The 26,561-nt window shown below is 73.6% G+C and carries 25 protein-coding genes; 18 read left to right on the forward strand and 7 right to left on the reverse strand.

What is annotated here, in order from left to right; all coding sequences use genetic code 11:
* Positions 1–45 precede the first annotated feature (45 nt).
* Positions 46–498 carry a phospholipase gene (locus ABZ567_RS16995; RefSeq protein WP_360790035.1) on the reverse strand — a complete coding sequence of 151 codons (453 nt, stop codon included), beginning with the start codon at positions 496–498 and terminating at the stop codon, positions 46–48.
* A 541-nt stretch (positions 499–1,039) separates the two neighbouring features.
* On the opposite strand from ABZ567_RS16995, the gene panD reads away from it, so the two are divergent.
* Both panD and ABZ567_RS17005 read left to right on the forward strand, forming a co-directional pair.
* Positions 1,040–1,465, forward strand: coding sequence for an aspartate 1-decarboxylase (gene panD / locus ABZ567_RS17000; RefSeq protein WP_360790038.1), 426 nt, complete (start codon positions 1,040–1,042; stop codon positions 1,463–1,465).
* A gap of 572 nt (positions 1,466–2,037) precedes the next feature.
* Positions 2,038–3,549 carry a transglycosylase family protein gene (locus ABZ567_RS17005; protein WP_360790041.1) on the forward strand — a complete coding sequence of 504 codons (1,512 nt, stop codon included), beginning with the start codon at positions 2,038–2,040 and terminating at the stop codon, positions 3,547–3,549.
* Here ABZ567_RS17005 and ABZ567_RS17010 read toward each other — a convergent pair.
* Positions 3,430–4,392 (reverse strand): DMT family transporter, encoded by a 963-nt coding sequence (locus ABZ567_RS17010; protein ID WP_360790044.1) that lies wholly within the window; start codon positions 4,390–4,392, stop codon positions 3,430–3,432. The two genes, ABZ567_RS17005 and ABZ567_RS17010, sit on opposite strands and share 120 nt — an antisense overlap.
* Before the next feature lie 298 nt (positions 4,393–4,690).
* On the opposite strand from ABZ567_RS17010, the gene ABZ567_RS17015 reads away from it, so the two are divergent.
* From ABZ567_RS17015 to ABZ567_RS17025, 3 genes are all read left to right on the forward strand, one after another.
* The gene (locus ABZ567_RS17015; protein ID WP_360790047.1) at positions 4,691–5,404 is read left to right on the forward strand and encodes an IucA/IucC family C-terminal-domain containing protein; all 714 of its coding nucleotides are present in this window, start codon (positions 4,691–4,693) and stop codon (positions 5,402–5,404) included.
* Between the two features lie 78 nt (positions 5,405–5,482).
* Positions 5,483–6,967, forward strand: coding sequence for an SDR family NAD(P)-dependent oxidoreductase (locus ABZ567_RS17020; RefSeq protein ID WP_360790050.1), 1,485 nt, complete (start codon positions 5,483–5,485; stop codon positions 6,965–6,967).
* 280 nt (positions 6,968–7,247) lie between these two features.
* Entirely contained in the window at positions 7,248–7,418 is a 171-nt protein-coding gene (locus ABZ567_RS17025) for a hypothetical protein (RefSeq protein WP_360790053.1), read from the forward strand.
* A 56-nt stretch (positions 7,419–7,474) separates the two neighbouring features.
* Here the strand turns inward: ABZ567_RS17025 and ABZ567_RS17030 are convergent, their stop codons facing one another.
* Positions 7,475–8,902 carry a lipase maturation factor family protein gene (locus ABZ567_RS17030; RefSeq protein WP_360790055.1) on the reverse strand — a complete coding sequence of 476 codons (1,428 nt, stop codon included), beginning with the start codon at positions 8,900–8,902 and terminating at the stop codon, positions 7,475–7,477.
* Between the two features lie 152 nt (positions 8,903–9,054).
* Here ABZ567_RS17030 and ABZ567_RS17035 point away from each other — a divergent pair, with 152 nt between their 5' ends.
* From ABZ567_RS17035 to ABZ567_RS17080, 10 genes are all read left to right on the forward strand, one after another.
* Complete coding sequence (locus ABZ567_RS17035; protein ID WP_360790058.1) at positions 9,055–9,393, forward strand: thioredoxin domain-containing protein; 339 nt, start codon at positions 9,055–9,057, stop codon at positions 9,391–9,393.
* Positions 9,394–9,577: 184 nt separating this feature from the next.
* Positions 9,578–10,183 (forward strand): hypothetical protein, encoded by a 606-nt coding sequence (locus ABZ567_RS17040; protein WP_360790061.1) that lies wholly within the window; start codon positions 9,578–9,580, stop codon positions 10,181–10,183.
* 164 nt (positions 10,184–10,347) lie between these two features.
* Positions 10,348–11,664 (forward strand): DUF6777 domain-containing protein, encoded by a 1,317-nt coding sequence (locus ABZ567_RS17045; RefSeq protein ID WP_360790063.1) that lies wholly within the window; start codon positions 10,348–10,350, stop codon positions 11,662–11,664.
* A gap of 157 nt (positions 11,665–11,821) precedes the next feature.
* Positions 11,822–13,801, forward strand: coding sequence for a SpoIIE family protein phosphatase (locus ABZ567_RS17050; protein ID WP_360790901.1), 1,980 nt, complete (start codon positions 11,822–11,824; stop codon positions 13,799–13,801).
* A 99-nt stretch (positions 13,802–13,900) separates the two neighbouring features.
* Positions 13,901–15,292 (forward strand): wax ester/triacylglycerol synthase family O-acyltransferase, encoded by a 1,392-nt coding sequence (locus ABZ567_RS17055; protein ID WP_360790065.1) that lies wholly within the window; start codon positions 13,901–13,903, stop codon positions 15,290–15,292.
* Positions 15,293–15,367: 75 nt separating this feature from the next.
* Positions 15,368–16,240, forward strand: coding sequence for a DNA-formamidopyrimidine glycosylase family protein (locus tag ABZ567_RS17060; protein WP_360790067.1), 873 nt, complete (start codon positions 15,368–15,370; stop codon positions 16,238–16,240).
* Positions 16,241–16,316: 76 nt separating this feature from the next.
* Entirely contained in the window at positions 16,317–17,078 is a 762-nt protein-coding gene (locus ABZ567_RS17065; RefSeq protein WP_360790070.1) for a LytTR family DNA-binding domain-containing protein, read from the forward strand.
* Between the two features lie 109 nt (positions 17,079–17,187).
* Positions 17,188–17,601, forward strand: a complete 414-nt coding sequence (locus tag ABZ567_RS17070; protein ID WP_360790073.1) for a hypothetical protein — start codon at positions 17,188–17,190, stop codon at positions 17,599–17,601.
* Positions 17,602–17,637: 36 nt separating this feature from the next.
* Entirely contained in the window at positions 17,638–19,392 is a 1,755-nt protein-coding gene (locus ABZ567_RS17075) for a cation acetate symporter (protein ID WP_360790076.1), read from the forward strand.
* A gap of 67 nt (positions 19,393–19,459) precedes the next feature.
* Positions 19,460–20,668, forward strand: a complete 1,209-nt coding sequence (locus ABZ567_RS17080; protein WP_360790079.1) for a histidine kinase — start codon at positions 19,460–19,462, stop codon at positions 20,666–20,668.
* 32 nt (positions 20,669–20,700) lie between these two features.
* Here the strand turns inward: ABZ567_RS17080 and ABZ567_RS17085 are convergent, their stop codons facing one another.
* From ABZ567_RS17085 to ABZ567_RS17095, 3 genes are all read right to left on the reverse strand, one after another.
* A complete protein-coding gene (locus ABZ567_RS17085) occupies positions 20,701–21,204 on the reverse strand; it encodes a hypothetical protein (protein WP_360790081.1) in 504 nt (167 codons plus the stop codon).
* Positions 21,205–21,444: 240 nt separating this feature from the next.
* Positions 21,445–21,858, reverse strand: a complete 414-nt coding sequence (locus ABZ567_RS17090; protein WP_360790084.1) for a PaaI family thioesterase — start codon at positions 21,856–21,858, stop codon at positions 21,445–21,447.
* Between the two features lie 4 nt (positions 21,859–21,862).
* Positions 21,863–22,420, reverse strand: coding sequence for a sigma-70 family RNA polymerase sigma factor (locus ABZ567_RS17095; protein ID WP_360790087.1), 558 nt, complete (start codon positions 22,418–22,420; stop codon positions 21,863–21,865).
* A 270-nt stretch (positions 22,421–22,690) separates the two neighbouring features.
* On the opposite strand from ABZ567_RS17095, the gene ABZ567_RS17100 reads away from it, so the two are divergent.
* On the forward strand, positions 22,691–23,905 hold the full coding sequence (locus tag ABZ567_RS17100) for a CapA family protein (protein WP_360790089.1): 1,215 nt from the start codon (positions 22,691–22,693) through the stop codon (positions 23,903–23,905).
* Positions 23,906–24,035: 130 nt separating this feature from the next.
* Positions 24,036–24,908, forward strand: coding sequence for a polysaccharide deacetylase family protein (locus ABZ567_RS17105; RefSeq protein WP_360790092.1), 873 nt, complete (start codon positions 24,036–24,038; stop codon positions 24,906–24,908).
* Between the two features lie 63 nt (positions 24,909–24,971).
* On the opposite strand, the gene ABZ567_RS17110 is transcribed toward ABZ567_RS17105, so the two are convergent.
* Complete coding sequence (locus ABZ567_RS17110; protein ID WP_360790093.1) at positions 24,972–25,634, reverse strand: class F sortase; 663 nt, start codon at positions 25,632–25,634, stop codon at positions 24,972–24,974.
* Positions 25,635–26,060: 426 nt separating this feature from the next.
* On the opposite strand from ABZ567_RS17110, the gene ABZ567_RS17115 reads away from it, so the two are divergent.
* Complete coding sequence (locus tag ABZ567_RS17115) at positions 26,061–26,546, forward strand: hypothetical protein (RefSeq protein ID WP_360790096.1); 486 nt, start codon at positions 26,061–26,063, stop codon at positions 26,544–26,546.
* The last annotated feature ends 15 nt before the right edge of the window (positions 26,547–26,561 follow it).

Genomic DNA, 26,561 nt, shown 5'->3' on the forward strand with positions numbered 1-26,561 from the left:
CCCGCCGGCCCGCACGCCCGCCCGCTCCGGGGCCTCGCGGGTCGATCAGCCGAAGGCCTTGACCGCCTGGTAGTAGGTCCACGCCGTGCTGTTGCACGTCGTCTTAGTGGCACCGCTGTAGTTGAGGCACACGCGCTTGAGGTCCTCGTACAGGGCGCTGTCCAGGCGGGCCTTGTTGGCGCTGAAGGTTCCGGCGGCCTTGTGGTTCCGGTAGCCGAAGTCGTGTCGGGCGCACGACATCGAGAACGGGAAGCCGAGGGGGTTGTCCGGCGAGGTGGAGCAGTAGTCGGTGGACCAGTCGAAGGCGTAGGCGGACCAGGCGCCCTGGTTGGCTCGGGCGGCGGCCCAGAGGTTGTAGCTCGACGCGCTGGTCTGCGTCCAACTGGACAGCACCTGAGGCTTGTCGGCCGGGGCGGCCGTGGCGACATCGACGGTGGCGACGGTGGTGAGCAGGGCGAGGGCCGAGGCGGCCAGGCCGACGGAAAGTCGTTGGTGCATCCCACGCCTCCAGGAGACTGACGCCCGCCTACCGGGCTGCAGGTACATGCCAATATGATTGACGGGGCAACAGCGTTTGCATAGACCTCGGCGCTCGGCCTTTCCGTGAAGTCCTCGGCGGGGCCGGCCGGCGGTGGGGACGGATCGAGCGGCGATCGGCCGTCGGCGGTGCGGCTGCGGTCCCCTGGGTGGGAGGGCTCCTTGAGCCTGGCCCCAGGTGACCGGCGGGCCAGGACCTCCCGCGTGGATCATGCCGGGCTCGCGGGCCCCGGGACCGCTGCCGGCCGGTCGGGGTGACGCTGATCACGAGGGTTCTTGAGGGCGTGCTGCGTACGCTGGTGGGGTCGTCGGAATGGGGCCAGGGGGCGGGAGAAGCCCCCCGGCTTTTTCTGATGACGCGTCAGTGAAGTCGACAAGTGGCCGGCGTGAGTCCTGGAGGACCCAGGGAGCGCCGCCCGGACATGCGACTCGTTATAGGGTGAGGAAACAGCCCTTGACCTGCGAAAACGCAGGCAGGGAGCCTAAGTCCAGGAGTGCCTCGATGATACGTACCATGTTCAAGTCCAAGATCCACCGGGCGACCGTGACCCAGGCGGACCTGCACTACGTCGGTTCCGTCACCGTCGACGCGGACCTGATGGAGGCGGCCGACCTCCTCCCCGGCGAGCTGGTCCACATCGTCGACATCGACAACGGGGCCCGCCTGGAGACCTATGTCATCGAGGGCGAGCGCGGTTCCGGTGTCATCGGGATCAACGGCGCCGCCGCGCACCTGGTGCATCCCGGCGACCTCGTGATCCTCATCAGTTACGCGCAGGTCGACGACGCGGAGGCCCGGACGTTCGTCCCGCGCGTCGTGCACGTCGACGCCGACAACCGCATCGTCGAGCTCGGATCCGACACGTCCGCCCCCGTCCCCGGGAGCGACACGGCACGCGCCCCGCACGCGGTCCCCGCGCCGGCGTAGGCGCCCCCGCGCCGGGCTCGGGGCGCCCGTGCCGGTGAGCGGGAGCCTTGGGGTCGCGGGAGCGTTCGTACGCGGGTTCCACGCGATCGCCGCCGGCGGAGGCGTGCCCGTCATGCCGCTCTGCGGCTACGCCGCCGCAGGTGGGCCGAGCGTCACCCCGACGAGGCCCAGGACCTGCGGTGAACACGACCGGGAACTGACCCGAAGGACGGGATCCGGCGGGCGCCTCGGGGTCCGCCGGGCCACCCTGGAGACGGACGAACCCGTCGACAGAGAGGCCCGTCATGACCCATCCCCCCTATCCCGGCCCGCCCCCTTCTCCCGTCCCGCCGCCCGTGCCCCCGCCGGTTCCGCCACCCGTGCCCCCGCCGAACCCGTTCCCGGTGCCGCCGAATCCGGCACCCCAGCCCGGCGGACCCGTACCGGAGCCCCAGCCCCAGCCGGGACCCGCCGGCGGGTGGCCGCCGTCAACAGGAAGGTGACGGAAGAAGCCCGAGCTTTCGCGTATCCCTTGTCACGGAGTGTGCGCCACCCCTAACTTGGGCGGCTGCTGCTGTGTTCTAGGGGGGCCCATGGCCGTACGCGGACGTCACCGCCGCCACCAGCCGAGCCGGATCAACCGTGCCTCGCTCACCGTCACCGCGGGAGGCGCCGGAATGGCGCTGCCGCTCATCGGCGCGGGCGCGGTCCAGGCCGCCTCGCTCGATGTCTGGGAGAAGGTCGCGGCCTGCGAGTCCAGCTCCAATTGGCGTATCAACACGGGGAACGGCTACTTCGGCGGCCTCCAGTTCAGCCAGTCCACCTGGGAGCGGTACGGCGGCACGCACTACGCGCCGCGCGCCGACCTCGCCTCCAAGGACCAGCAGATCGCCATCGCCGAGCGCGTCCTGAAGGGCCAGGGGCCCGGCGCCTGGCCGTCCTGCGCGCCCCGCGCGGGCCTCGCCCGTGGCGGGGACGCGCCGGACATCACCCCCGGCGCCACGGCGGCGAAGGCGTCCAGCGGCGGGAACGCGCCGAGGACCGCCTCCCTGCCGGGGCAACGCGCCTTACCCGAGCAGCCCACCAGGAACGTCGGCCCGACGGCCGTGCCGACCGTGCGCGAGATGTACACCGTCACACCCGGCGACTCCCTGTCGAAGATCGCCGGCGAGGAGCGGGTCCAGGGCGGCTGGCAGCGTCTGTACGCGGCGAACCGGCCTGTCGTAGGCGACGATCCCGACCTCATCCACCCCGGCCAGCGTCTGACGCTCCGCATCGCCGCGCCGAGGAAGGCGGAGGGGACGGCAGGGGCGAAGGCGGCCGGACCGGCGACGACTCCGCCGAAGGCCATGCCCCCGAGGAAGTCCACCGCCCCGCAGCCCCCTTCGGCCACCCCGTCACCGGCCAAGCCCGCGACGCAGGCCCCGCTGCCCCGTACCCGGCCCGCCGCGCACCCGGCGACGAAGCCCGCGGCGAACCCCGGGACGAGACCCACCACCAGACCCGAGTCGGGACCGACGACGAGGCCGGGCACCAAGCCCGTCGCGAGACCCACCACAAGACCCGAGTCGAAGCCGACCATCAGGCCCCAGGCGAAGCCGACCACCAGGCCCGAGTCGAAGCCCACCCCCAGGCCCCAGGCGAAGCCCACCAAGCCCGCCCCCCGGCCCTCCAAGCCACGGCCGCCCGTGGTGGAGGAGGACCGCTACTCCGCCCCCATCGCCGCCGGCGTCGGCACCCGCTACGGCACCCGCGGCTCCTCCTGGTCCAGCGGCTACCACACCGGCGTCGACTTCCCCGTGCCCACCGGAACCTCAGTGAAGGCCGTGGCCGCCGGACGGATCGTCTCCTCCGGGTGGGGCGGCGCGTACGGCTACCAGATCGTGCTCCGTCACGACGACGGCCGCTACAGCCAGTACGCCCACCTCTCCGCGCTCACCGTCCGCGAAGGCCAGCGGGTCCACGCCGGTCAGCGCATCGGGCGCTCAGGATCGACCGGCAACAGCTCGGGACCGCACCTCCACTTCGAGGTGCGCACGGGTCCCGGGTACGGGTCCGACATCGACCCCCTGGCCTACCTCAGGGCCCGCGGCGTCACCCTCTGACCCCGTCGACGACCCGGCGGGCACCGTCATCCGGTCCAGCGTGAGCTGGACCAGGCCGCCCGCGGCGACCGCGCCGCAGATCAGCGCGGCGACGGTGCCCGCCGTGCCGTAGCGGAAGCCCTCGCCGAACAGGGTCAGGCCCACGGCGGCGGCGACCACCGGGTTGACCACCGTGACGGTCGCCAGCGGAGCGGCGAGCCCCGCGCCCCGGTACGAGGCCTGGGAGAGGAGCAGGCCGGTCACCGCGAGGGCCGACAGCACGAGCAGACCGGTCCACTCGGCGAGCGGCTCGCCGGGCGACCACACCTCGGCCACCGCCTTCGTGAAGACCGAGGCGATACCGAAGGAGACACCCGCCGCCGCGGCGAGGACCACACTGCGCAGCACGGCCCCGCCGACCAGGTGCGCGGCCGTGAACAGGACGCCCACCATCCCGAAGGTGCAGGCGGTGAGCAGCCAGCGGTCCCCGTCGCCCAGGGACCGCGCCTCGGCACCGCTCGTCAGGCTCAGCAGCCCCGCAAGGCCCACCGTCGCCATCAGGGCGCCGCGCCAGGCCCGCCGGCCCACCCTGCGGCCGACGAAGAGGGCGGCCATGGGCAGCGCGAACACGATCGTGAGGGCGCCAAGCGGCTGCACGACGCTGAGCGGGCCGTACGCGAGGGCCGCGACGTGCAGGGCCGCGCCGACGCCGTTGAGCAGGACGGACCCCCACCAGGCCGGGCTGCGCAGCGGCGCGTAACGCGGCCCGGCGGCGGCCGCGACCCGCTCCTGCACGATCGCTGCGGCCGCGTAGGCGAGCGCCGAGACCAGGGCCAGGAGGACGGACAGCAGGAGGGGACTCATACCTTCCACGATCCTCCTCCCCGGCCGATCGCGTCGTCGTACCAGGGGACGTCTTCGGGGATACCGCCGACGCAGTACGCGGCCGCCGCGTACGCCCGGAGACGTACACCACCGCAGGTCGGAACGGGTGCAATGCGTCCTTTTCGAGCCCTGCCGGGCCGCTGCGGGCGGCGGCTACGGTGAGCGGAAACCGTTCCGGCGGAACCGACGGGACCGACGGGACCGACGGGACCGACTCTCGGATCAGAACCAGGGACCCGCACCAGGGACCTGAACCAAGCACCAGGGGGGACCACGGATGGATCTCGTCGAGAGCGGGTCGGTGGGCGGTTTCTTCGCCCTGCGGACCTCCGCGCCGGAGAGCGGCGGCGCGCACCGCCCGCTCGCCCTGCTGTACGCGGGGGAGGACGGCCCCCTCCACGCGCGCGTGGACCGGGTCGCCGCCCGGCTCGGGGCCCCCGAGCGGCGCGTCGGGGCCTCCGTCGCCCATCTTGGGCTGGCGGCCAGGCTGTGGTCGATCACCCTCGGGCCGGCCGCGCTCCACGGCTGCTTCCCCGACCTCGCCCCCGCCGAGTTGTACTGGGACGGGGCGCTGACCTCCCCCGACGACCTGTGGTGGGACGGCTCCGCGACCCGTCCCGCCACCGCGGACGAGCTCCGGGCGGCCGTCCTGGAGACCCACCTGACACCGCTGCACGCGGCACTGCGCCGCGACGGCCGCATCTCCCCGCGGCTGCTCTGGGGCAACGCGGGCTCCGCCCTCGCCGGGGCGCTGCGCGAGCTGACCCGCTGGGCGCACGCCCGCGGCCGCCCGGACGTCGCCGAACGGGCCGCGGCGCTGGCCTCCGGGCTCCTCGACCACCCCGACCTCGCCGGCACGGTCCGCGGCCCCCGGCTGCGCCGTGCCAGCTGCTGCCTCTACTACCGCTGCCCCGGCGCCGGACTGTGCGGCGACTGTGTCTTCGACCACGCCCCCCGAACGGGTTTGGATGCGCGGCCATCCGCTCCGTAAAGTTGCCCTTTCGAAAGCCCACGAACGGCGACCCGCCCACGAACGGCGACGTACGAGCGAACGAGGAACCCGAAGGCCATGACGGTGACCGAAGAAAACCAGGACTACGGGCCGGGCGTCGACCCCGAGCGCCTGGCCGTCTGCCTCAGCGTCCTCGACGAGCTCGACAAGATCGACGTCGACCACCCGGACGCGATCCGCGTCCGGCGCGCCACCGCCGGGATCTACCGGACCGTGAAGCAGCGCCGCCGCCAGGAGCGCCGGGCCGCCAAGACCGCCAACGACAAGGCGGTCACCGAGGCGACCGCGACGGGCTCCGCGCAGCGCATCGACGACGAGACCGAGGGCATCCTGCCGTCCTCCGTCACCGAGGAGGGCAGGATCGCGGGGATACTCCAGCGCCCCCGCTCCTGCTACGTGTGCAAGACGCGGTTCGTCGAGGTCGACTACTTCTACCACCAGCTCTGCCAGAAGTGCGCGGCCTTGAACCGGGCCAAGCGCGAGGCCCGCGCCGACCTCACCGGCAAGCGCGCCCTGCTCACCGGCGGCCGGGCCAAGATCGGCATGTACATCGCGCTGCGGCTGCTGCGCGACGGCGCCCACACCACCGTCACCACCCGCTTTCCCAAGGACGCCATCCGTCGCTTCAAGGCGATGGAGGACTCCGCGGACTGGATGCACCGCCTGGAGGTCGTCGGCATCGACCTGCGCGACCCCGCCCAGGCCGTGGCCCTCGCCGACCAGATGGCCGAGGCGGGGCCGCTGGACATCCTGATCAACAACGCGACGCAGACCGTGCGCCGGCTGCCGTCCGCGTACGCCGCCCTGGTCGAAGGCGAGAGCGCCCCGCTGCCGGCCGGTGAACTGCCCGCCCACCACGTGATCGGCGCGTTCAACTCCGGCGCGGTCGGTGAGCTCGGTGCCGCCGCCGCGCTGCCCGTCGGCGTGAGCGGTCTGGAGGCACAGCAGGTCGCGGACCTCGCCCTCGTCGCGGGCAACGCCAGCATCGCCCGGCACCTCGACGGCACCGCCATCGACGCGGGCGGCCTCGTGCCGGACGTCGTGGACACCAACACCTGGGTGCAGAGCATCGAGCAGATTTCCCCGGTGGAGCTGCTCGAGACCCAGCTGTGCAACTACACGGCGCCGTTCATCCTGATCAGCAAGTTGCGTCCGGTGATGGCCGAGGCCGCGAAGAAGGCGGCCAGCGGCCGTTCCTACGTCGTGAACGTCTCCGCGATGGAAGGCGTCTTCGGCCGCGGCTACAAGGGCGCGGGTCACCCGAACACCAACGCGGCGAAGGCCGCGATGAACATGGTGACGCGGACCAGCGGTCAGGAGATGTTCGAGACCGACGGCATCCTCATGACCTCTGTGGACACCGGTTGGATCACCGACGAGCGCCCGCACTTCGACAAGCTGCGGCTCGCCGAGGCCGGCTTCCACGCCCCGCTCGACCTCGTCGACGGCGCGGCCCGGGTGTACGACCCGATCGTGCGCGGCGAGGAGGGCGAGGACCTCTACGGCTGCTTCCTCAAGGACTACGACCGCGGCAACTGGTAGGCAGCGGCCGCCGCCGTCCTGACAAGAGCGCCCCACCGGCCGGTGGGGCGCTCTTTCTGCTTCGGTTCACCCGATTGCGTCACACTTCTGAGCCCGGTAGAGCGCGGGCGCGCTCATTTGGTTACTCTGATGTTCACGGTCGGCCACCGAGGAGACACACCCTCCTCACGATTCGACCAGGGACTGGCCTGCCACCAAGGCCGCGGTCCCGCCCGACGAACGGCGCCACCGCGACCGACCGGCACTTGTCCCACAGGTACGCGACACAGAGGAGTGCGCGGTGACACCCGAACTGACGAAGCAGGAACCGCGACCGGCCGAACGTTATGACCGGCCGCGCAAGAACGGCGAGCTGGGGAGCCTCGAAGTGTGGGCCCACGCGGCCCCGATCCGGCTCGCGGGCTACGAGGACGACCTCGCCGAGCCCCACATCCTGCCCGGTATCGACTGATTCCCTGCTTCACTCCCGGTGCCCCGGCCTTCTCGAGGCCGGGGGCACCGGCGCGTTCAGAGTGGTCCGCCCGTCCGGCCCCGCAGCCGGGTCGGCGGCAGGTACTCCCGTACAAGCGTCCGGTGCCACCACGCCCCCGTCTCGCGGAGCTCCCGCCAGGTCGTGTAGCGGTAGCGGTACAGGCGGGCGCGGACGTACGTCGGTGGCGCCCCGGGGAAGGGGTTGTGGGCGAGCAGGCGCAGGGTGTCCCGGTCGCCGTCGAGCAGCCGCTCCACGAACGGACCGAACCACGCGCGCGCGTACCCGGGGCTGAGTGCCGCGAACCACATCAGCCAGTCGAGCCGCAGGTGGTACGGGGCGAACTGCCGGGGCAGCCTGCGCGGGTCTCCGGGCTTGCCCTTGAAGCCGTACTCCCGCCACACGGTGCCCGCGTGCGGTACGGGTTCGGCGGTGCCCTCGACGACGATCTCGTCCCGGACCCGGCCGACGGTGCCGAAGGCTCCGTACGTGTTGACCAGGTGGAACGGGTCGTACGAGCGGTTCATCGCCTGGTGCCTGGAGAGCAGGTTGCGCACCGGGCGGTAGCTCCGTACCAGGACGAGGACGGTCACCGCCACGACCAGCACCACGTACCAGAGCGGCGGATCCGGCCGCGGGCGGTCGCCGGTGAGCGGGGAGGCGTCCACGGCGGAGAGGGCGATCACGATGGTGATCCAGTTCAGCCAGGCGAAGTTGCCGGACAGCACCAGCCACAGCTGTGTCGCGATCATCAGACCGGCCGCGACGGTGGCGACCGGTTGCGGGGTGAACAGCAGGAACGGCACGAGCAGCTGGACGACGTGGTTGGCCGCCGCCTCGACCCGGTGCAGGGGGCGCGGGAGGTGGTGGAAGAACCAGCTCAGCGGGCCGGGCATGGGCTGGGTCTCGTGGTGGTGGTAGAGGCACGTCAGGTCGCGCCAGCAGCGGTCGCCGCGGATCTTGATGAGGCCGGCGCCGAACTCCACCCGGAAGAGCAGCCAGCGCAGCAGGAACAGGACCAGGACGGGCGGCCCCGTGTCGGCGTTGCCGAGGAAGACCGCGAGGAACCCGGTCTCCAGGAGCAGCGACTCCCAGCCGAAGGAATACCAGGTCTGCCCTACGTTCACGATGGACAGGTACAGCCCCCAGAGCAGCAGCCACAGCAGCATCGACACCGGCAGCGGCACCGCGTCCCCGGCGCCCGCGACGAGTGCCAGGGCGACCGCGGCGCCGGTCCAGGCGGCGGCGGCGAAGAGGCGGTCGGAGTAGCGCCAGTGGAAGAGCGAAGGGGTGTGCCGGGCCCGGGTCCCGCGGACGTACTCCGGTACGGGGAGCATGCCGCGCTCCCCGATCAACGCCCGGAACTGCAGGGCAGCCGAGAGGAACGCGACGCAGTACAGCCCGGCCAGGCCCCGCTGGAAGACGATCCGACTCAGCCAGTGGTCGGGTGCGGTGAACCACTCCATCGCTTCCAGTATCGGCCCGGGACGCCGTCCCGACGAGGCGCCGGACGGGTGTACGCGCCCCGGGGCGAAGGACCGGGGGCCGCCGACCGGTCCTGCGCACCGCCCGGGGGATGATGGGGAGGAAACGACGGAACACGAGGTCAGGAGCTTCCATGGCGAAGCGGGTGCACCAGCCCCGTGAGGACGCGGAGTTCGATTTCATCCTCGGGATGAGCGGAGTCCCGGTCCTCGCGTACTTCACCGGGACATGGCCCAAGGCGATCGAGCCCTGCCGGACGATGGACCTCGTCGTGGGAGGCATCGCCGACGAGTACACGGGCCGGCTGACGGCCGTACGCACCGACATCACGCGCTGTCCGGCGGCGACCGAGCGGTACGGCGTCACCGGAGCCCCGTCCTACGTCCTGCTGAAGGGGGGAGAGGCGGTGGCGCACGGCACGGGGCTGATGACCACCGGCGAGGTACGGGAGTTCCTGGACGGGCACCTCTGAGACTCCGCTCCCCTTCTCCACGGCGGCCTTCGCCCTCTGGCCTCCGGTCGGGTCGGATCCTGGCCCGCCGTCGACGTTTGCCCGCGAGGCGCGGTGGAAGGGTTGAATCCGACGACCGGTCGGCCGAGTCGCGGCCGGGGTGGCCGGACCTCCTCGACGCCATGACTCGAACGGGAGCCCTTCGTTGCGCCTCTACGCCCAGACCCCCGCACGTCGGAACCGTCAGGTGCTCGTGGACCTGATCGCCCTGGCCCTGATCGCCACCGCGGTGTGGGCGGCCCTCCTCGTCCACGAGACGATCATGTTGCTCGCCGAACCGGGGCGCAAGGTGGAACGTTCCGGCGACAGCCTCGCCGAGGAACTCGGCAACGCGGGAGACGCGGCATCGGACGTGCCGATCATCGGCGGCGTCCTGAAGAAACCCCTCCAGTCCGCGGCCGACGCCGGCTCCGGCATCGCCGACGCCGGAGTGTCGCTCCAGGAGACCGTCAGCCAGGTCGCCGACGTGGTCACGGCGGCCCTCATCGTCGTTCCGGTACTCCTCGTCCTGCTGCTCTGGCTTCCGCCGCGCCTGCTCTGGATGCGGCGCAGCAGCACCCTGCGCCGCCTCGCCGAGGCTCCAGGAGGCGCCGACCTGCTCGCCCTGCGCGCCCTCACCGGTCCTCCCGGCGCACTCGCCGCACGGCCGGCCCCGCCGGGCGGATGGGCCGACGCCTGGCGCCAGGGCGACCGGCAAGCCATCAGCGACCTCAGCGCCATCGCCCTCGCACACGTCGGACTCCGTCCCTGAGGTCTTGAGGTGTCGTGTCGGACTCCGTTCTCGATGGGGCGTCGGACTCCGCACAGACCCGGTCGGCCGCCCTCCGCTTGCGGCGGCCCGCGCACTGCGAAAGACATGGAGGACTGGCCGGAACCGGGCGCCGTGGCCCGGGGGAGAGAAAGCGGGAGAAACAGGTGCGCTCAGCCCCCTGCCGGACGCGGCGGACCCCCACAGCTCCCCGCACGACCCCCCGCGCCGCGCCCCCCGCCCTCGCGGCGCTCGTCGCCTCCGTGCTGCTCGCCGGCTGTTCCTCCGCCTGGGAAGGGGCGCGCGGGGGCGCCGCACCCGCCGCGGCCGGCGCCCACGACGTCTTCCTGCAGCCGCTCGCCGCGCCGGGCCCCGACCCCTTCACCGCCTCCACCGCCCGGACCACCGCGCGGCCGTCCTCCCCGCCGAAGCAGCCGGACCCCGAGGCCGAGCGGGCCCGCGAGGTCACCGGCTCCACCCCCGGCCTCTACGGCGGCACGCGCGCGGAGGGCAGTTGCGACGTCGAACGGCAGGTCTCCTACCTCGCCGCCGACCAGGACAGGACCCGTGCCTTCGCCGAGGCCGCCGGCATCCCCGAGACCAACGTCGGCGAATGGCTGCGCGGCCTCACCCCGGTCGTCCTCCGCGCGGACACCCGGGTCACCAACCACGGCTACCGCAAGGGGCGGGTCGACGCCTTCCAGGCCGTCCTGCAGACCGGCACCGCGGTGCTCGTCGACCAGTACGGAGCACCGCGCGTCCGCTGCGCCTGCGGCAACCCGCTCCGCACCCCGACCGCGACCCCGGAGGGCGTCCACCGGGGCGATCCCTGGGACGGCTTCGACCCCGACCATGTGATCGTCGTGCGGCCGACGACCACCGTCGTCACCAGCCTGGTCATCGTCAACGCGGTCGACCGCACCTGGATCGAACGGCGCACCGGCAGCGACGGGGACGAGGACCGCAAGCCCGCCGTGGCACCGGCCTGCGACCCCGACGAGTGCCGACTGACCGGCTCCGGCACGCCCGAGCCGCCCACGCCCGAGCCGCCCACGCCGGACCCCAGCGCCCCCGAGCGTCGGCCCTCCCCGGACACGGCCTCCCCGGAGACCCCTTCCCAGGCGCCCGTCCCCCCGGCCCCCGAGAGCCCCGCGAGCCCTGACGCCTCGGGAAGCGGCGGTACGGACACCGCCCCGAGCCCCGCGGACCCCGACCCCGACGCGGAGCCCTATCCCGATCCGTACACCGATCCCGACACGCAGCCGTACCCGGATCCGTACACCGATCCCGACACGCAGCCGTATCCGGATCCGTACACCGACCCCGACACGCAGCCCTACCCCGACCCCGACGCGGAACCGTCCCCCGATCCGGACGTCGAGCCGCCGGGCGAGCCGTCCGCCGTGCCGGACGGCGAGCTGCCGTCCGAGGAACTCTTCCCGGCCGGACCGGTCCCCGACCAGCCGGAGACCTTCGAAGGGTGAATCGGATCTTCGCCGTGCGCGCGGACAGGACACCCCCTAGCGTGGCCCCATGAACCCGGTCAGCGGGGGCGGGGAGGCGGTCGAGCGGCTCCGCCGTGCGGAGGAGGGACGGACCGTCGGGGCGCGGCTCCTCGCCGCGTACGGTTCCGCCTTCCGGATGGGCGCCTTCGACTGGGACCTCGTCGCCGGTACGATGATCATGGACGAGGCCGCCCTCGACGTCTTCGACATGGACCGCGCCGACTACGACGGCCGCCCCGAGACCCTCGGCTCACGGGTCCTGCCCGACGAGGGCCGACGGCTCGACACCCTGGTCGCCCAAGCGCTCAAGGACGGCAGCGAGCAGTACGGCGCGTACTTCCGCATCCGCCGCCGCGACGGCGTCCACCAGTGGACCCACACCCAGGGGCTCGTCCACCGCGACGACACCGGCCGCCCCGTACGCATCGTCGGCGTCGTCCGCGACGCCACCCACGAACTCACCGAGTCCGCCGCCCGGCTCGGCCTCGACGAGGGGCGGCGCCGGCGTGCCGGGGTCGTCGAGGGCACCACCGCCGCCCTCGCCTACGCGCGGACCGTGCAAGACGTCATCGACCTGCTCAACGACTCGCACGCGCTCGAACACTTCGGCGCCGCGAGTCTCGTCATGGGCCTCCTCGACGCCGGGCGCATCCACCTCGTCGCGGAAGGACCCGAAGGCGCCTTCGTGCCGGGCACCCGCTTCACCCGGGTGGACGAGCCCTACCCGATGAGCGAGGTGATCCGCACCCTGCGCCCCCGGTTCATCGACTCGGCCGGCGACTTCGCCCGCTCCTTCCCCGTCCTCTGGCCGCACATCAGCGGGCTCGGGATCACCGCCGCCGCCTACCTGCCGCTCATCGCCCAGGCCCGGCCCATCGGCGCGCTCGGGCTGCTCTACAGCGACAAGACGGGCTTCAGCGAGGACGAGCGGACCCTGCTCGTCGCCCTCGGCAGCAGCATCGCCCAGAGCCTCCAGCGGGCCATGCTCTACGAGCAGGAGCACGACCTCGCCGAGGGCCTCCAGCAGGCGATGCTGCCGCGCCGGATCCCCGAGGTGCCCGGGGCCCAGACGGCGGTCCGCTACCGCTCGGCCCGCCTCGGCCGGGACATCGGCGGCGACTGGTACGACATCATCCCGCTGCCCGGCGGGCGGGTCGGCGCCGTCATCGGAGACGTCCAGGGGCACGACACCCACGCGGCGGCCGTGATGGGCCAGCTGCGGATCGTGCTGCGCGCGTACGCCGCCGAGGGGCACACCCCGGCGACGGTGATGGCCCGCGCCTCCGTCTTCCTGCACGAACTCGACACCGAGCGCTTCGCGACCTGCACCTACGCGGAGGTCGACCTCGGCACCGGGGTCGTCCAGGTGGTCCGCGCGGGCCATGTCGACCCGCTGCTCAGGGAGATCGACGGCAGCAGCCGCAGGCTGCCGGTGGAGGGCGGGCTGCCGCTGGGCCTCTCGGCGGAGTTCGGGCGGCTCGACTATCCGGTGACCACCGTGGATCTGGACCCCGGACAGACCCTGATGCTCTACACCGACGGCCTGGTCGAGAAGCCCGGCTCCGACCTCGACGAGGGCCTCCAGTGGCTCTCCTCCCTCGTCCGGCGCGGCCCCGCCGACCTCCAGGAGCTCGCCGACCACCTGTGCGACGTGGTCGCCGACCGCGGCGGCGAGGACGACGTCGCGATCCTGCTGCTGCGCCGCCACGGCGCGGCAGCCGCGCAGGGGGCCGGCCGGTTCCGGCAGCACGTGGCCCAGAACGACCCGGAGGCGCTGAGCTCGGCCCGGCACATGGTCAGGGCAGCGGTACGGGCCTGGGGGGCGGGGGAGCGGGCGGACGAGATCGAGCTGGTCGCCGACGAGCTGATGACCAACGCGCTGATGCACACCGACGGCGGGGCGATCGTGACCGTGCGGACCCTCGGCGGACCCGGGAGGAGGCTGCGGGTGGAGGTGGAGGACCGGTCGAGCGCGCTGCCCCGGCGCCGTGAGGCGGGGGAGGCGGGCGTGTCAGGGCGCGGTCTCTTCCTGGTCGACCAGCTCTCCGACGTCTGGGGCGTGGAGTCGCGGGGCGGCGGCAAGTGCGTGTGGTGCGAGTTCATCCTGGAGGACTGACCCTGTTAACCGAGCGTGAACTGATCGTACTTGACCGTAACTGTCGGTACGCGATTGACTTCGCTCTCCCGCCTCTCCGCGCAGGACATGAGGACACCCGTGAGCAGCGAGCTACTGGCACCGCTAGACCTGGCCTTCTGGCATCTGGAATCCACCGCCCACCCCCTGCACCTCGGGGCCCTCGCCCACTTCGGCCCCGTGCCCTCGGAACCGGGCCGCCCCCTGCCGTCGGACGCCGGCCCCGGACGGGACCCCCTGGACGTCCTGGACCTGCTCGCCAGCCGGGCCGCCGCCGTCCCACGGCTCCGCATGCGCGTCCGCGACGTCCTCCTTCCCGTCGGCGGCGCCGCCTGGAGCGCCGACCCGGACTTCGACGTTCACCGCCACGTCCACGAGATCACCCTGCCCGGCGCCGACTTCCCCGCCGAGACCGCCCGGCTCGCCGCCGAACTCATGGAGCGGCCCGTCGCCCGCGGTCTGCCGCCCTGGGAGATGTACCTGCTCAGCGGCGCCCCCGACGGCTCCTTCGCCGTCCTCGTCAAACTGCACCACGCCCTCGCCGACGGCATGCGGGCCGTCGCCATCGGAGCCGGGATCTTCGACGAGATCGCCGCCGCCCGCCGACCGGCGCGCCGCCCCCGCCCCGTGCCGCCGCGCTCCTGGCTGCCCGGCCCCGGGCAGCTCCTCGGCATGGCCAGGGACCGGCTCGGCGACCTCGGCAGGGCCGTCGAGGTAGGCGCCTCCGTCGTCGGGTCCTCCTTCGCACGCGCCGGACGGCTCGACGGTCGGCCCGCGACCGCGTTCACCGCAGAGTCCAGCGGAACCCGCCGCGTCGCCACCGTGACCCTCCCCCTCGACCGCGTCCACCGGATCCGCCGCGACACGGGCGGCACCGCCAACGACGTCCTCCTCGCCGTCGTCGCCGGCGCCCTGCGCCGCTGGTTCGACGGGCGCGGCCTGCCCCTCCCCGCAACCGACCCCCGGGCCCTCGTCCCCGTCTCCCGCCGCCGCCCCGGAGCCCCGCCCGGACCCGGCAACAGCCTCTCCGGCTACCTCCTCGACCTGCCCGTCACCGAGGCCGACCCCGGCGCCCGACTGGCCGCCGTCCGGCACGCCATGAACCGCAACAAGGCCGCCGGACCCTTCAGGGGCGCCGGCGCCGTCGCCCTCCTCGCCGACCAGCTGCACCCGCTCGCCCACCGCTTCGGCGCCCCTCTCGCCTCCGGCGCCGCCGGGCTCCTCTTCGACCTCCTGGTCACCCAGGTGCCGCTGCCCCGCTCGGCACTCTCGCTCGGCGGCGCCCCGCTGCGCGCCCTCTTCCCCATGGCCCCGCTCGCCCGCGGCCAGTCCCTCGCCGTCGCCATGTCCCCGTACGGCGGACAGGTCCACATCGGCCTCGTGGCCGACGGCGAGGCCGTCCCCGACCTCCACGCGCTGGCCGCCGCGCTCACCGCCGAACTCGACCTCCTGGACCCGCCGGACGCCGTCTGACGCCGACACACCGGCCGACACACCGGCCGAGGCAGCCGGCGCGCGGCCCCGGCGCCCGTGCGGCAGGGTGGAACCATGCCCGAACTCCCCGAGGTGGAAGCGCTGCGCGCGTTCCTCGACACGCACCTGGTGGGCAAGGAGATCGCCCGCGTGCTGCCCGTCGCGATCAGCGTCCTCAAGACCTACGACCCGCCCCTCGGAGCCCTCGACGGCGCCGGGGTCACCGCGGTCGGACGGCACGGGAAGTTCCTCGACCTCACCACCACGGGCCCCGCCGGCGAGCTCCACCTCCTGTTCCACCTGGCCCGCGCCGGCTGGCTCCGCTGGCAGGACCCGCTGCCCTCCGGGCCGCCCAAGCCCGGCAAGGGCCCCCTTGCCCTGCGGACCGCACTCACCGGCGGCGACGGCTTCGACCTCACCGAAGCCGGCACGACCAAACGCCTCGCCGTCCACCTGGTCCACGACCCGCAGGAGGTACCGGGCGTCGCACGGCTCGGCCCCGACCCGCTCGCCGACGACTTCGGCCCGGAGGAGTTCGCCGCGCTGCTCGCCGGCGAGCGGCGCCAGATCAAGGGCGCCCTGCGCGACCAGAGCCTCATCGCGGGCATCGGCAACGCCTACAGCGACGAGATCCTCCACGCCGCGAGGATGTCCCCCTTCAAACCCGTCCAGAACCTCGGCCCGGAGGAGACGGCCGCCCTGTACACGGCGCTGCGCACGACGCTCCACGAGGCCGTCGAGCGCTCCCACGGCCTCGCCGCGGGCAGGCTCAAGGCCGAGAAGAAGAGCGGGCTGCGCGTCCACGGCCGTACGGGCGAGCCCTGCCCGGTGTGCGGGGACACCATCCGCGAGGTCTCCTTCAGCGATTCCTCCCTCCAGTACTGCCCCACCTGCCAGACCGGCGGCAAGCCACTGGCGGACCGCCGCCTGTCGAAGCTCCTGAAGTAGACGCGCCGGCCGGCCGCGGGCAGGCGTGGGGCTCGGCCGTGAGGAGGTGTGCCGGTCGGCCGTTACACTCCGCCGCATGCTGCGCGTACTGGCCGTCGACGACGAGGAACCCGCCCTCGGGGAGCTGCTCTACCTGCTGCGCGCCGACCCCCGCGTCCGGAGCGCCGAAGGAGCGGGCGACGCCACCGCGGCACTCCGCAGGATCGGGCGCGCCCTGGAGACGGGACCCGACGGCGACGAGGCCGTCGACGTCGTCTTCCTCGACATCCACATGCCAGGCCTCACCGGGCTCGACGTGGCCCGGCTGCTCGCCGGCTTCGCCAGGCCGCCCCTCGTCGTCTTCGTCACCGCCCACGAGGGCTTCGCGCTCCAGGCGTTCGACCTGAAGGCCGTCGACTACGTCCTCAAGCCCGTCCGCCGCGAGCGGCTCGCCGAGGCCGTCCGCAGGGTCCACGACCTGGTGCACGCCACCGTCCCGTCCGCCCCGCCGGTCGTGCCCGCCGCACCCGAGCAGGTCCCCGTGGAGCTGGGCGGGGTCACCCGTTTCGTCTCCGTCGACGACATCGCCTATGTGGAGGCGCACGGCGACTACGCCCGCCTCCACACCGACCACGGCAGCCACCTCGTCCGTATCCCCCTCTCCACCCTCGAGGAACGGTGGGCGGCCCGGGGCTTCGTCCGCATCCACCGCAGCCATCTCGTGGCCCTCGCCCGGATCGACGAGCTCCGGCTCGACGGCGGCGCCACCTCCGTGCGGGTCGGCGACACCCACCTCGCGGTCAGCCGCCGGCACGCCCGCGACCTGCGGGACCTGCTGATGAGGCGGGCCGGAGGCTGAACCTCCGTACGTCTGTCGCGGGCGGGGGAGTGCTGCGTACACTCCACGTCCCGGGCCCACCGCCCGGACCAGCAGCCGCACGTCGTCGAGAGAGGCCGGAGGGGACCCGATGCCGGAAGGGACCCCGACGTCCGAGCACCAGCCCGGCGACCCCCGACGCAGGCCGCGCCGCGAGACCGTCACCTACGCCTCCGCCCACGGCGCCGGGGCCCCGCCCGGCCCGGCCCGGCGGCGGCCCGTCCACCCCCCGGCCCGCTCCGAGATCGACGAGCAGACCACCCTCGGCCACACCTACGTCCGCTCCCTGATGCGCAGCCAGCTACGCGCGGCCCTCACCGCGCTCGGGGCCCTCGCCCTGCTCGTCGGCCCGCTGCCGCTGCTGCTCGCGCTGCCCGCGCCCGAGGCCTTCGTCTGGGTCGCACTCGGCGTCGGGGTGTACCCCGTCGTCTGGGGGATCGCCCACTGGTACGTGCGCCGCGCCGAACGCAACGAGCGCGACTTCACCCGCCTCGTCGAACGGTGAAGCACCCCGGATGAGCACGTCCCGCGCGGTGCCCGCGTGAACCAGACCTACGCCGTGGCGGCCGTCGCCGCCGTCGTCCTCGCCACCGTCCTCATCGGGGCGCTCGGCCTGCGGATCTCCCGCACCACCTCCGACTTCTACGTCGCCTCGCGGACGGTAGGGCCCGGCCTCAACGCCGCCGCGATCAGCGGCGAGTACCTCTCCGCCGCCTCCTTCCTCGGCATCGCGGGCCTCGTGCTCGTCCAGGGCCCCGCCATGCTCTGGTACCCCGTCGGCTACACCGCCGGATACCTCGTGCTGCTGGTCCTCGTCGCCGCCCCCCTCCGCCGCTCCGGGGCGTACACCCTTTCCGACTTCGCCGAGGCCCGCCTCGAATCACCGCAGGTCCGCAGGCTCGCCAGCCTCTTCGTCGTCGGCGTCGGCTGGCTCTACCTGCTGCCGCAGCTCCAGGGCGCCGGACTCACCCTGGAGATCCTCACCGGCGCCCCCGACTGGGTCGGCGGACTGCTCGTCGCGCTCGTCGTCACGGGGACGGTCGCCGCGGGCGGGATGCGCAGCATCACCTTCGTCCAGGCCTTCCAGTACTGGCTGAAACTCACCGCGCTGCTCGTGCCCGTCCTCTTCCTGCTCGCCGCCTGGTACGGCGACGGGGCACCCAGGGCCCGCTTCGACGCCCCCGCCGTCCTCCGGGACCACACCGTCGTCGAGGTCGCCGACACGGTACGCATCGACCTCGACGCCCCGCTCACCCTCACCGTCACCGGTCGCGTCGACTCCGTCCCGTACGAGCAGCGGACCGTGACCCTCGCCCCCGGCACCCACCACGTCCTCGCCGGCACCACGCTCGCCTTCGAGCCCGGCGTGCCGCTGCCGGAGCGAAGCGACACGGGGGCCTCCCCGGCCGAAGGCGGCGGAACCGACCCGCTCGGCTGGTCCCAGCCGCTGGCCGGCGGACGCGACGGGCACCAGCTGTACGCCACGTACGGACTGATCCTCGCGACCTTTCTGGGCACCATGGGGCTTCCGCACGTCGCTGTCCGCTTCTACACCAGCCCGCACGGCCGGGCCGCGCGCCGCACCACCCTGGTCGTCCTCGGTCTCGTGGGCGCCTTCTACCTGCTGCCGCCGCTGTACGGCGCCCTCGGCCGGATCTACGCTCCCGAGCTCGCCCTCACCGGCTCCGCCGACGCCGCCGTGCTCGTCCTGCCCGACCGGATCCTCGGCGGTCCCCTCGGCGACCTCCTCGGGGCGCTCCTGGCGGGCGGCGCGTTCGCGGCCTTCCTCTCCACCGCCTCCGGACTCACCATGTCCGTGGCCGGGGTCCTCACCCAGGACGTGCTGCCGTCCCGGGGCGTCCGGCACTTCCGCCTCGGCACCCTGCTCGCCACCGCCGTCCCGCTGGCCGTCGGGGTGGTCGCGTCGAAGGTGCCGGTCGCCGACGCCGTCGGCCTCGCCTTCGCCGTCTCCGCCTCCTCCTTCTGCCCCCTGCTCGTCCTCGGCATCTGGTGGCGGCGGCTCACCCCGCCCGGCGCCATGGCCGGACTGCTGCTCGGCGGCGGCTGTGCCCTCGCGGCCGTGATGGCGACCCGCGCCGGACTCGCCCCCGAGGGCTGGCCGCACACCCTGATGGCCTGGCCGGCCGTCTGGTCGGTGCCCCTCGGCTTCCTGACCATGGTCCTGGTCTCGCTCGCGACCCCCGGCCGGGTCCCGCCCGGCACCCCGGCGCTCCTCGCGCGGCTCCACCTGCCAGAGGAGTTCACCACCGTCCCCGCCCAGGAGGCCCGCCGATGACGCCGTCCCCTCCTCGCTCGGGAGTCCCGCCGACGAGCTGTCCCGTTCCCGCCGAGGAGGCCCGCCGGTGAGCGGTTTCGTCCTCCTCGCCGTGGCCGCCGCCGGGGCCGTGCTGCTCGCCGTGGGTTTCGTCCTGGGGCGCGTCACCGCCCGGCGCGGCGGCCCCGCCGCCGACCCCGATCTCGGCACGCCCGTCGAGCGGGCCACCTTCCACACCCTGCACACCGCCTCGCTCGCCGCTCCGCCGCTGCGCGCGGGACTCACCGAGGAGACCGCCCGCAGGGCGGCCGGCACACTCCGCTCGCTGCTCGGCACGGAGGCCCTCTGCCTCACCGACCGGGGGGCCGTCCTCGCCTGGGACGGGCCGGGCGAGGACCACCACCGCGCGCACGTCCCGGCACAGGCCGCCGACACCCTGGAGACGGGCCGCAGCAGGTCCGCGCACACCGGCTGCGCCGACCCGGCCTGCCCGCTGCGCTGGGCGGTGATCGCCCCGCTCACCGGCGAGGACGGGGTGCTCGGGGCGCTCGTGGCCTACGGCTCGCGGGAGTCGGCCGTCCTGGTGCGGGCCGCGACCGAGGTGGCCCGCTGGGCCTCCGTCCAGCTGGAGCTGGCCGAGCTGGACCGCTCACGGACCAGGATCGTGGAGGCCGAGATCCGCGCGCTGCGCGCCCAGATCTCCCCGCACTTCATCTTCAACTCGCTCGCTGCCATCGCCTCGTTCGTCCGCACGGACCCGGAGCAGGCCAGGGAACTCCTCCTGGAGTTCGCCGACTTCACCCGCTACTCCTTCCGCAGGCACGGCGAGTTCGCCCAGCTGGCCGACGAACTGCGTTCCATCGAGCAGTACTTGGCCCTCGCCGGGGCGCGCTTCGGGAACCGGCTCAAGGTGACCCTGCAGATCGCCCCCGAGGTACTGCCGGTGACCCTGCCGTTCCTCTGTCTCCAGCCGCTCGTGGAGAACGCCGTGAAGCACGGCCTCCAGGAGCGGGAGCGGGGCTGCCGGGTCACCATCGCCGCCCGGGACGCGGGCGCGGAGGCGGTGGTGACCGTCGAGGACGACGGCGTCGGCATGGACCCGGAGCTGCTGCGCGCGGTCCTGCGCGGCGAGCACCCGGCAGGCTCCGGCATCGGCCTCTCGAACGTGGACGAGCGGCTGCGCCAGGTGTACGGGGCGGAGTACGGGCTCGTCATCGAGACCGGCGTCGGGGCGGGGATGAAGGTGACGGTGCGCATCCCCAAGTACCGCCCGGGAGTGCATCGTTCGGCATCCTGACGGCGCCCCGGCGGCCGCCCCGACCACTCCTGTCAGCGCAGGTGCAGCGAGAGGTGGGCCAGTGGCAGGCCCAGCTTCCAGGCCGGCAGCCAGATCTGCTCGTCCTCGTCGACCGGGCACTCCAGGGCGTCGGCCGTTCCGCCGTCGAGGTCGGCGGCGCGCACCCAGGTGTCCCGGAGGCGACGCCAGGCGGACTCCGCGAGCGCCAGGTCGGGGCCGTCGCCGCCGCCGGTGCGGCGCGCGGCGAGCTGTTCCTCGACCCAGGGCGGCCAGGGCCGGTCGTACGCGGTGTGGCGCAGCCATGCGTCGGTCCGGCCGGCACCCCACGCGCCCTCCGGCCCGTCCGGCTCCTCCGAGAGGTGGACGGTGAGGGCGAGCGCCTGGAGGCCCGCGCGGTACTCCAGTGAGCCGGGTGCCACGAGGGCGGCGGCCCGCAGCACCTCGTCGGCCAGGTACTCGGCACACAGCCAGGCCATCGGGACGGCGAGGCCGCCGCCACTCGTGCCACCGGCGCCGTTCGTGCTCTCGGGCAGCAACGCTCCCACCTTCTCCCGGACATGGGGGACCCGGATGTGCGGGGCCCGGGGAGAGCTTCCTCCGTGAAGGGCGCCCGCGGGTCCCGCTTTGCTCAACTCGCCCCCGAGCTTTCGGATACGTTTTCCGGCCGGATCGGTGGCGGTGGGATTCCTGGTGTCACCGGAGGCGTACGGGGCGGAAGAGGTGCCGCGGGGGCGGGGGAGTCGTGGGTGGCGGCCGGTGTCCGGGTGCCGGGCGGTTCAGCCGAGGAGCGCGTACACCGCGGTCGCGTGGGCCGCGATCTCCTCCGTGCCCTCGGCGGTCACGGTGATGTCGGCGAAGGCCATCCGCTTGCCCGCCTTGGTGAGCCGGGCGTGCACCAGGACGTCGGAGCCGACGACCGCCCGCTGGAAGCTGATGGACTGCTGGACGGTGGTCATCGGCACGAAGCCGCCCCGGACGGCGGTGACCGCGATCACCGTCGCCGTGTCGGCCGCGGCCATCATGGCCTGGCCGCAGAGGCCGCCGCCTTCCCGGGCGAGCCGGTCGGACCACGGAAGCCGGAGGACGGCCCCGTCGGCGTCGACGGAGACCACCGAGAGCCCCAGATCGAGCACCCAGGGGGCGAAGTTGTCGGCGAGGACCTGTTCGGCGGCGGCGAGTGTCAGCGTCACGGCGTCATTGTGGGGCCCCGGCGCGGGAGCGGGCAACGGCCCTGCGGCGCGGCTCGTAGTCGGGCAGGGAACGGCCGAGCTGCCGCAGCGCGTAGTGCGAGCGGGACTTGACGGTCCCGGCGGGGATGCCGAGGTCGACGGCCGCCTCGTTGACGCTGAGTCCGTGGAAGTAGATCCGGACGAGCACGGCGCGGTGCTCGGGGCTGAGGCCGCGGACGGCCGCCCGTACGTCCAGCGCGGCCTCGGCCGACGCGGTGGCGTCGGCGGGGTCGGGCGTCACCGCGAGGACGCCGTCGCCGATCTCGGCGGGCCGGGCGAGGCGTGAGCGCCGGGCGTCGATGGCGAGGCGGCGGGCCACGGTGAAGAGCCAGGGGCGCATCGACTCGTAGGGGCCGTCGAAGGCCTCCGGGTGGAGCCAGGCACGTACCAGGGTCTCCTGGGCGAGGTCCTCGGCGCGCTGGCGGTCCCCGTAGGTGAGGCCGAGCAGGAAGGAGAGCAGCGCGGGCCCGTGGTCTCGCTGCAACTCCTCAAGGGTCCGTTCGTCGGTGGTCGCCGTCGTCATGCTGCCCGCCTCTCCCGCGGCTCGTCGTCAGGGGCGTATACGAACGCATCCGGGCAGCGAGGGACAGGGAACGGACACCGGTGTGCGACGAACGGTCGCACCGAGCGGCGAATGGTACGGCGAACGGTCGGACGGCGGTCGACCGGAGCTGTTGCGTCCGTTTCAGCGGGGTTCCTGCCCTGATGCGGCCTTGACCCTTGACTGAGGCTTTCCTGCGAGATCAATTCGTCAGAACAGATGTTCATCACACGAATTGGGTGGAGTGCCGTCATGACCTCACGCACCAGGCCCGCGGGGGTGGCGCTCGCCGCCGCCCTCCTCGCGGCGGCGACCGGCTGCACCGGGGGGAGCGGCCCGACCGGCGGCGCCCCCACTCCCGACACGACGGCGGGACGGCCGGGGAACGTGCGGCCCGCCCTCCCGTCCGCCGCACCCGGCGGCGCCTCCGCACCCGCCGGATTCACCCTCGTCGCCTCCGGTGACGTCCTCCCGCACGCCTCGATCATCCGCCGCGCCGCCCAGGACGCCGGCGGCGACGGCTACGACTTCGCACCCATGCTCTCCGGGGCGAAGTCCGTCGTCTCCACGGCGGATCTGGCCCTCTGCCACATGGAGACCGTGTACGGGAAGGAGGGCGGGCCCTACACCGGCTACCCCGCCTTCAAGTCGCCGCCCGAGGTCGCCGCCGCGCTCAGGGCCACCGGGTACGACTCCTGCTCCACCGCCTCCAACCACACCCTCGACGACGGCGCGGCGGGCCTCGGCCGCACCCTCGACGCCCTCGACAAAGCGGGCGTCCGGCACGCCGGATCGGCCCGTACCGCCGAGGAGGCGGCCCGGCCCACCCTGCTGAAGGCGGGCGGCGCCACCGTCGCCCAGCTCGCCTACACCTACGACACCAACGGTTACCCCCTGCCCGAGGGACAGCCCTGGGCCGTCAACCTGCTGGACGAGCGGAAGGTGATCGCGGACGCCCGCGCCGCCCGTGCGGCCGGCGCCGACGTCGTCGTGGTGAGCGTCCACTGGGGCACCGAGTGGCAGACCGAACCCGACGAGCGGCAGCTCTCGCTCGGCCGCGCCCTCACCGCCTCGCAGTCCGGCGGCCGCCCCGACATCGACCTGATCATCGGCACCCACGCCCACGTCCCGCAGGCGTACGAGAAGGTCAACGGCACCTGGGTCGTCTACGGGATGGGCGACCAGATCGCCGGGGACATGATCAACCACCAGGGTGCCTACGACCCCCGGGGCAACCAGGGCAGCATCGGCCGCTTCACCTTCACCCCGCCCCGGGCCACCGGCGGGCGCTGGGAGGTGAGCAGGGCCGAGTTCGTCCCGCAGTGGTTCGACACCGGGCGCGGCCGGGTGGTCAACCTCGGCGCCGCCGACGCCTCCGACCCGCACCGCACCGGCATCCGCGACACGATCCGGCAGGTGGTGCTGAGCCGCGGCGCCGCGCAGGACGGCCTGGTGATGGGCGAGTAGCCCCCCCCGGCCCTCGTTCGGCCACCCGTCGGGGCTATCGGCTCATCGGGTGTTTTCGGACGGGCGGCCGGTGTCGATCAGCCACGCGAACCCTCATCCGTATGAACCATTGGTCATGAAAAAGGATCAGATGACCAACGGGCGTCGTGCGGTGCTGCGGCTCGCCGCCGCCCTCGGGGCCACCGCCACCGTCGGGGTCCTCGCGGTGGACCGGCTCGCCGCGCCCGCGAGCACCACCCGTGGCGCGCCCCCGGCCCCGCCCGGGGGGCGGGCGGGCCGAGGAGGCACCGGAGCGGGCCCCGCCGCGGGCCCGCAGCTCCAGGCCGCCCGGCTGCGCCCCAGCGCGTACCGGCTCCAGCCGATGACCGCGTACGCGCCCCCGTCCCTCCGGCGCGCGGTGCCGCCGGTGCGGCAGCGTCCCTTCCTCAGCATGTCCGGCGCCGGCCGCTCGATGGTGCTGAGCTTCGACGACGGACCCGACCCCCGTTACACCCCCGGCATCCTCAAGACCCTGCGCCGGTACGACTGCCGGGCGATGTTCTTCGTCTGCGGCGAGATGGCCGTCGAGAACCAGGACCTGCTGCGGGAGATGGCCGACGACGGACACGTCATCGGCAACCACTCCTGGTCCCACCCCCTCATCCCCAAGCTGCGGCCCTCCCGCATCCGTGACGAGCTCGGCTCCACGAGCGAGGTCGTCGAGCGGACCCTCGGCACGGCCCCGCTCTGGTACCGAGCGCCCTACGGGGCATGGAACCGGCACTCCTTCGAGATCGGCGCCGAACTCGGCATGGAGCCGCTCGCCTGGACCGTCGACACCCTGGACTGGAAGGAACCCGGCACCGACACCATCGTCCGCCGGGTCCTCGACGGCGCCGCCCCCGGCGCGGTCGTGCTCTCCCACGACGCCGGCGGCGACCGGGCCCAGAGCGTGGCCGCGCTCCGCCGCTATCTGCCCGAACTGCTCGACGCCGGCTACCACATCACCGTGCCCCGGCGCTGACCCGCACGACACGGGAAGGGCCCCGGCACCACAGGGTGCCGGGGCCCTTCCCGTGTGTTCCGGCTAGCGGGAGCCGACCATGCGGGCGTACACCACGACGTTCCCGTCGTAGCCACGCGCGCGTGTGTACCCGCCGCCGCAGGTGATGACCCGCAGTTCGGGCTCGCCGGTGTCGGAGTAGACCTGCACGCCCGGGAAGTCGTCCTTCGAGTACACCTCGACGCCGTAGATCTCGAAGACCGCCACCCGGCCGTCGTACCGCTCGACCTCGATGTGCTGCCCCTTCTCCAGCGAGCCCAGGCCGTAGAAGACCGCGGGCCCCTGCGCGTTGTCCACGTGGCCGACGACCACCGCGGTGCCCCGCTGGCCGGGGGAGATGCCGTTCTGGTACCAGCCGGCGAGGTTCGCGTCCTCGGGCGGGGGGGCCGCGACCCAGCCGTTCGGCTCCAGGCCCACGTCCATGATCGGAGCCGCCACCCGGATCGCGGGGATCCTGATCCGGGAGGCCGGCGCGAAGGTCAGCGGCTCCACACCCTGGCTCGCCCCGGGCGGCGGCGGGACGACGGGGCGCGCCACCGGACGCGCCGCGGCGGCGGGCTGCGGGGGCCCGAGCGCGACGTCCACTCCGTTGCGCATCATCGCGATCCCGGACAGCATGGCGAGGGCCAGGACGCCCCAGGGTTGGCGTCTCCTGCGTTGGGGGACGCGGAAGTCCTTCGGGGGCATGGTTCTCCCTTCGTGGCGTCGTCGAAACGGTAAGGGCGGTCGGCCGGGCCGTCGCCCCGGACGGTGCGAACGGGTGGGCGGCGCCGCCGGACGGGTTGCCGGAGCGGCCGGAACCCGGTTGCGCGCGGCGCCGCCGGAAGCGGGCGTCGCGGACCGTGCCGCAGGTGGTCGTCGGTGCGGCGGCGGACGACAGTCGGGTGACACGGGGCTGACCCATCCGAGTACTCGTCAGATAAGCATCCTGGTCGGCTCTGACCTGCGGTTCTATCGCCTTCAGGGGCCCGATTCCGGGCGTGTCGCCTCACCGGGGTGGACCAGTGCCGAAGTGCACGGTTCGCCATGACTTGTGATGGTTCGTCATGGAAGGCGTACTCGTCGAAACTCCCGGAGCACCGCTTTGGGGCGTCTTCCACTGGAGGTTCAACCATGCGTGCTGCACGCACTCTGGCGGTGACCGCCACCGCAATCGCTGCGGTCGGGCTCGGGGCCCCCCTCGCCGTCGCCACCAACGGGCCGAGCAATGTCCAGGTCAACCCCTACGACGTCCACGCGGGGTCGACGATCACGATCACCGCCAAGGGCTGCGGCCACGGTGGCACCGTCACGTCCAACGCCTTCCCCACGACCAACCTGTCGGTGAACTCCAACGGGCTGTCCAGCGCCATCGCCCGCGTCCACAACAACGCCACTCCCGGCAGCTACAACCTCGCTGTCAAGTGCAGCGACAACTCCCGCGTGGTCACGCACCCGTTCCGCGTCCTCGCGGGCCGCGGTGCCGCGGGCGGCATCGGCGGTTCGCTGGCGCCAAGCTCCACCGAGATGGCCGTCGGCGGCAGCCTGGTCGCCGCCGCCGCGCTCGGTGGCGGACTGTTCATCGCCCGCCGCCGCCGTATGACCGGGGCGGGGGTCTGACCGGCCGAACCTCCC

The organism is Streptomyces sp. NPDC016459 (assembly GCF_040632845.1).
Classification (GTDB): Bacteria; Actinomycetota; Actinomycetes; order Streptomycetales; family Streptomycetaceae; genus Streptomyces.

Coding starts and splice junctions, on each gene's coding strand:
- ABZ567_RS17010 (WP_360790044.1), bottom strand. CDS start 4,392: ATGAGTCCCCTCCTGCTGTCCGTCCTCCTGGCCCTGGTCTCGGCGCTC.
- ABZ567_RS17110 (WP_360790093.1), bottom strand. CDS start 25,634: ATGCCCCCGAAGGACTTCCGCGTCCCCCAACGCAGGAGACGCCAACCC.
- ABZ567_RS17100 (WP_360790089.1), top strand. CDS start 22,691: ATGACCTCACGCACCAGGCCCGCGGGGGTGGCGCTCGCCGCCGCCCTC.
- ABZ567_RS17050 (WP_360790901.1), top strand. CDS start 11,822: ATGGGCGCCTTCGACTGGGACCTCGTCGCCGGTACGATGATCATGGAC.
- ABZ567_RS17035 (WP_360790058.1), top strand. CDS start 9,055: ATGGCGAAGCGGGTGCACCAGCCCCGTGAGGACGCGGAGTTCGATTTC.
- ABZ567_RS17005 (WP_360790041.1), top strand. CDS start 2,038: ATGGCCGTACGCGGACGTCACCGCCGCCACCAGCCGAGCCGGATCAAC.
- ABZ567_RS17115 (WP_360790096.1), top strand. CDS start 26,061: ATGCGTGCTGCACGCACTCTGGCGGTGACCGCCACCGCAATCGCTGCG.
- panD (WP_360790038.1), top strand. CDS start 1,040: ATGATACGTACCATGTTCAAGTCCAAGATCCACCGGGCGACCGTGACC.
- ABZ567_RS17020 (WP_360790050.1), top strand. CDS start 5,483: ATGACGGTGACCGAAGAAAACCAGGACTACGGGCCGGGCGTCGACCCC.
- ABZ567_RS17060 (WP_360790067.1), top strand. CDS start 15,368: ATGCCCGAACTCCCCGAGGTGGAAGCGCTGCGCGCGTTCCTCGACACG.
- ABZ567_RS17070 (WP_360790073.1), top strand. CDS start 17,188: ATGCCGGAAGGGACCCCGACGTCCGAGCACCAGCCCGGCGACCCCCGA.
- ABZ567_RS16995 (WP_360790035.1), bottom strand. CDS start 498: ATGCACCAACGACTTTCCGTCGGCCTGGCCGCCTCGGCCCTCGCCCTG.
- ABZ567_RS17105 (WP_360790092.1), top strand. CDS start 24,036: ATGACCAACGGGCGTCGTGCGGTGCTGCGGCTCGCCGCCGCCCTCGGG.
- ABZ567_RS17065 (WP_360790070.1), top strand. CDS start 16,317: ATGCTGCGCGTACTGGCCGTCGACGACGAGGAACCCGCCCTCGGGGAG.
- ABZ567_RS17030 (WP_360790055.1), bottom strand. CDS start 8,902: ATGGAGTGGTTCACCGCACCCGACCACTGGCTGAGTCGGATCGTCTTC.
- ABZ567_RS17015 (WP_360790047.1), top strand. CDS start 4,691: ATGGATCTCGTCGAGAGCGGGTCGGTGGGCGGTTTCTTCGCCCTGCGG.
- ABZ567_RS17095 (WP_360790087.1), bottom strand. CDS start 22,420: ATGACGACGGCGACCACCGACGAACGGACCCTTGAGGAGTTGCAGCGA.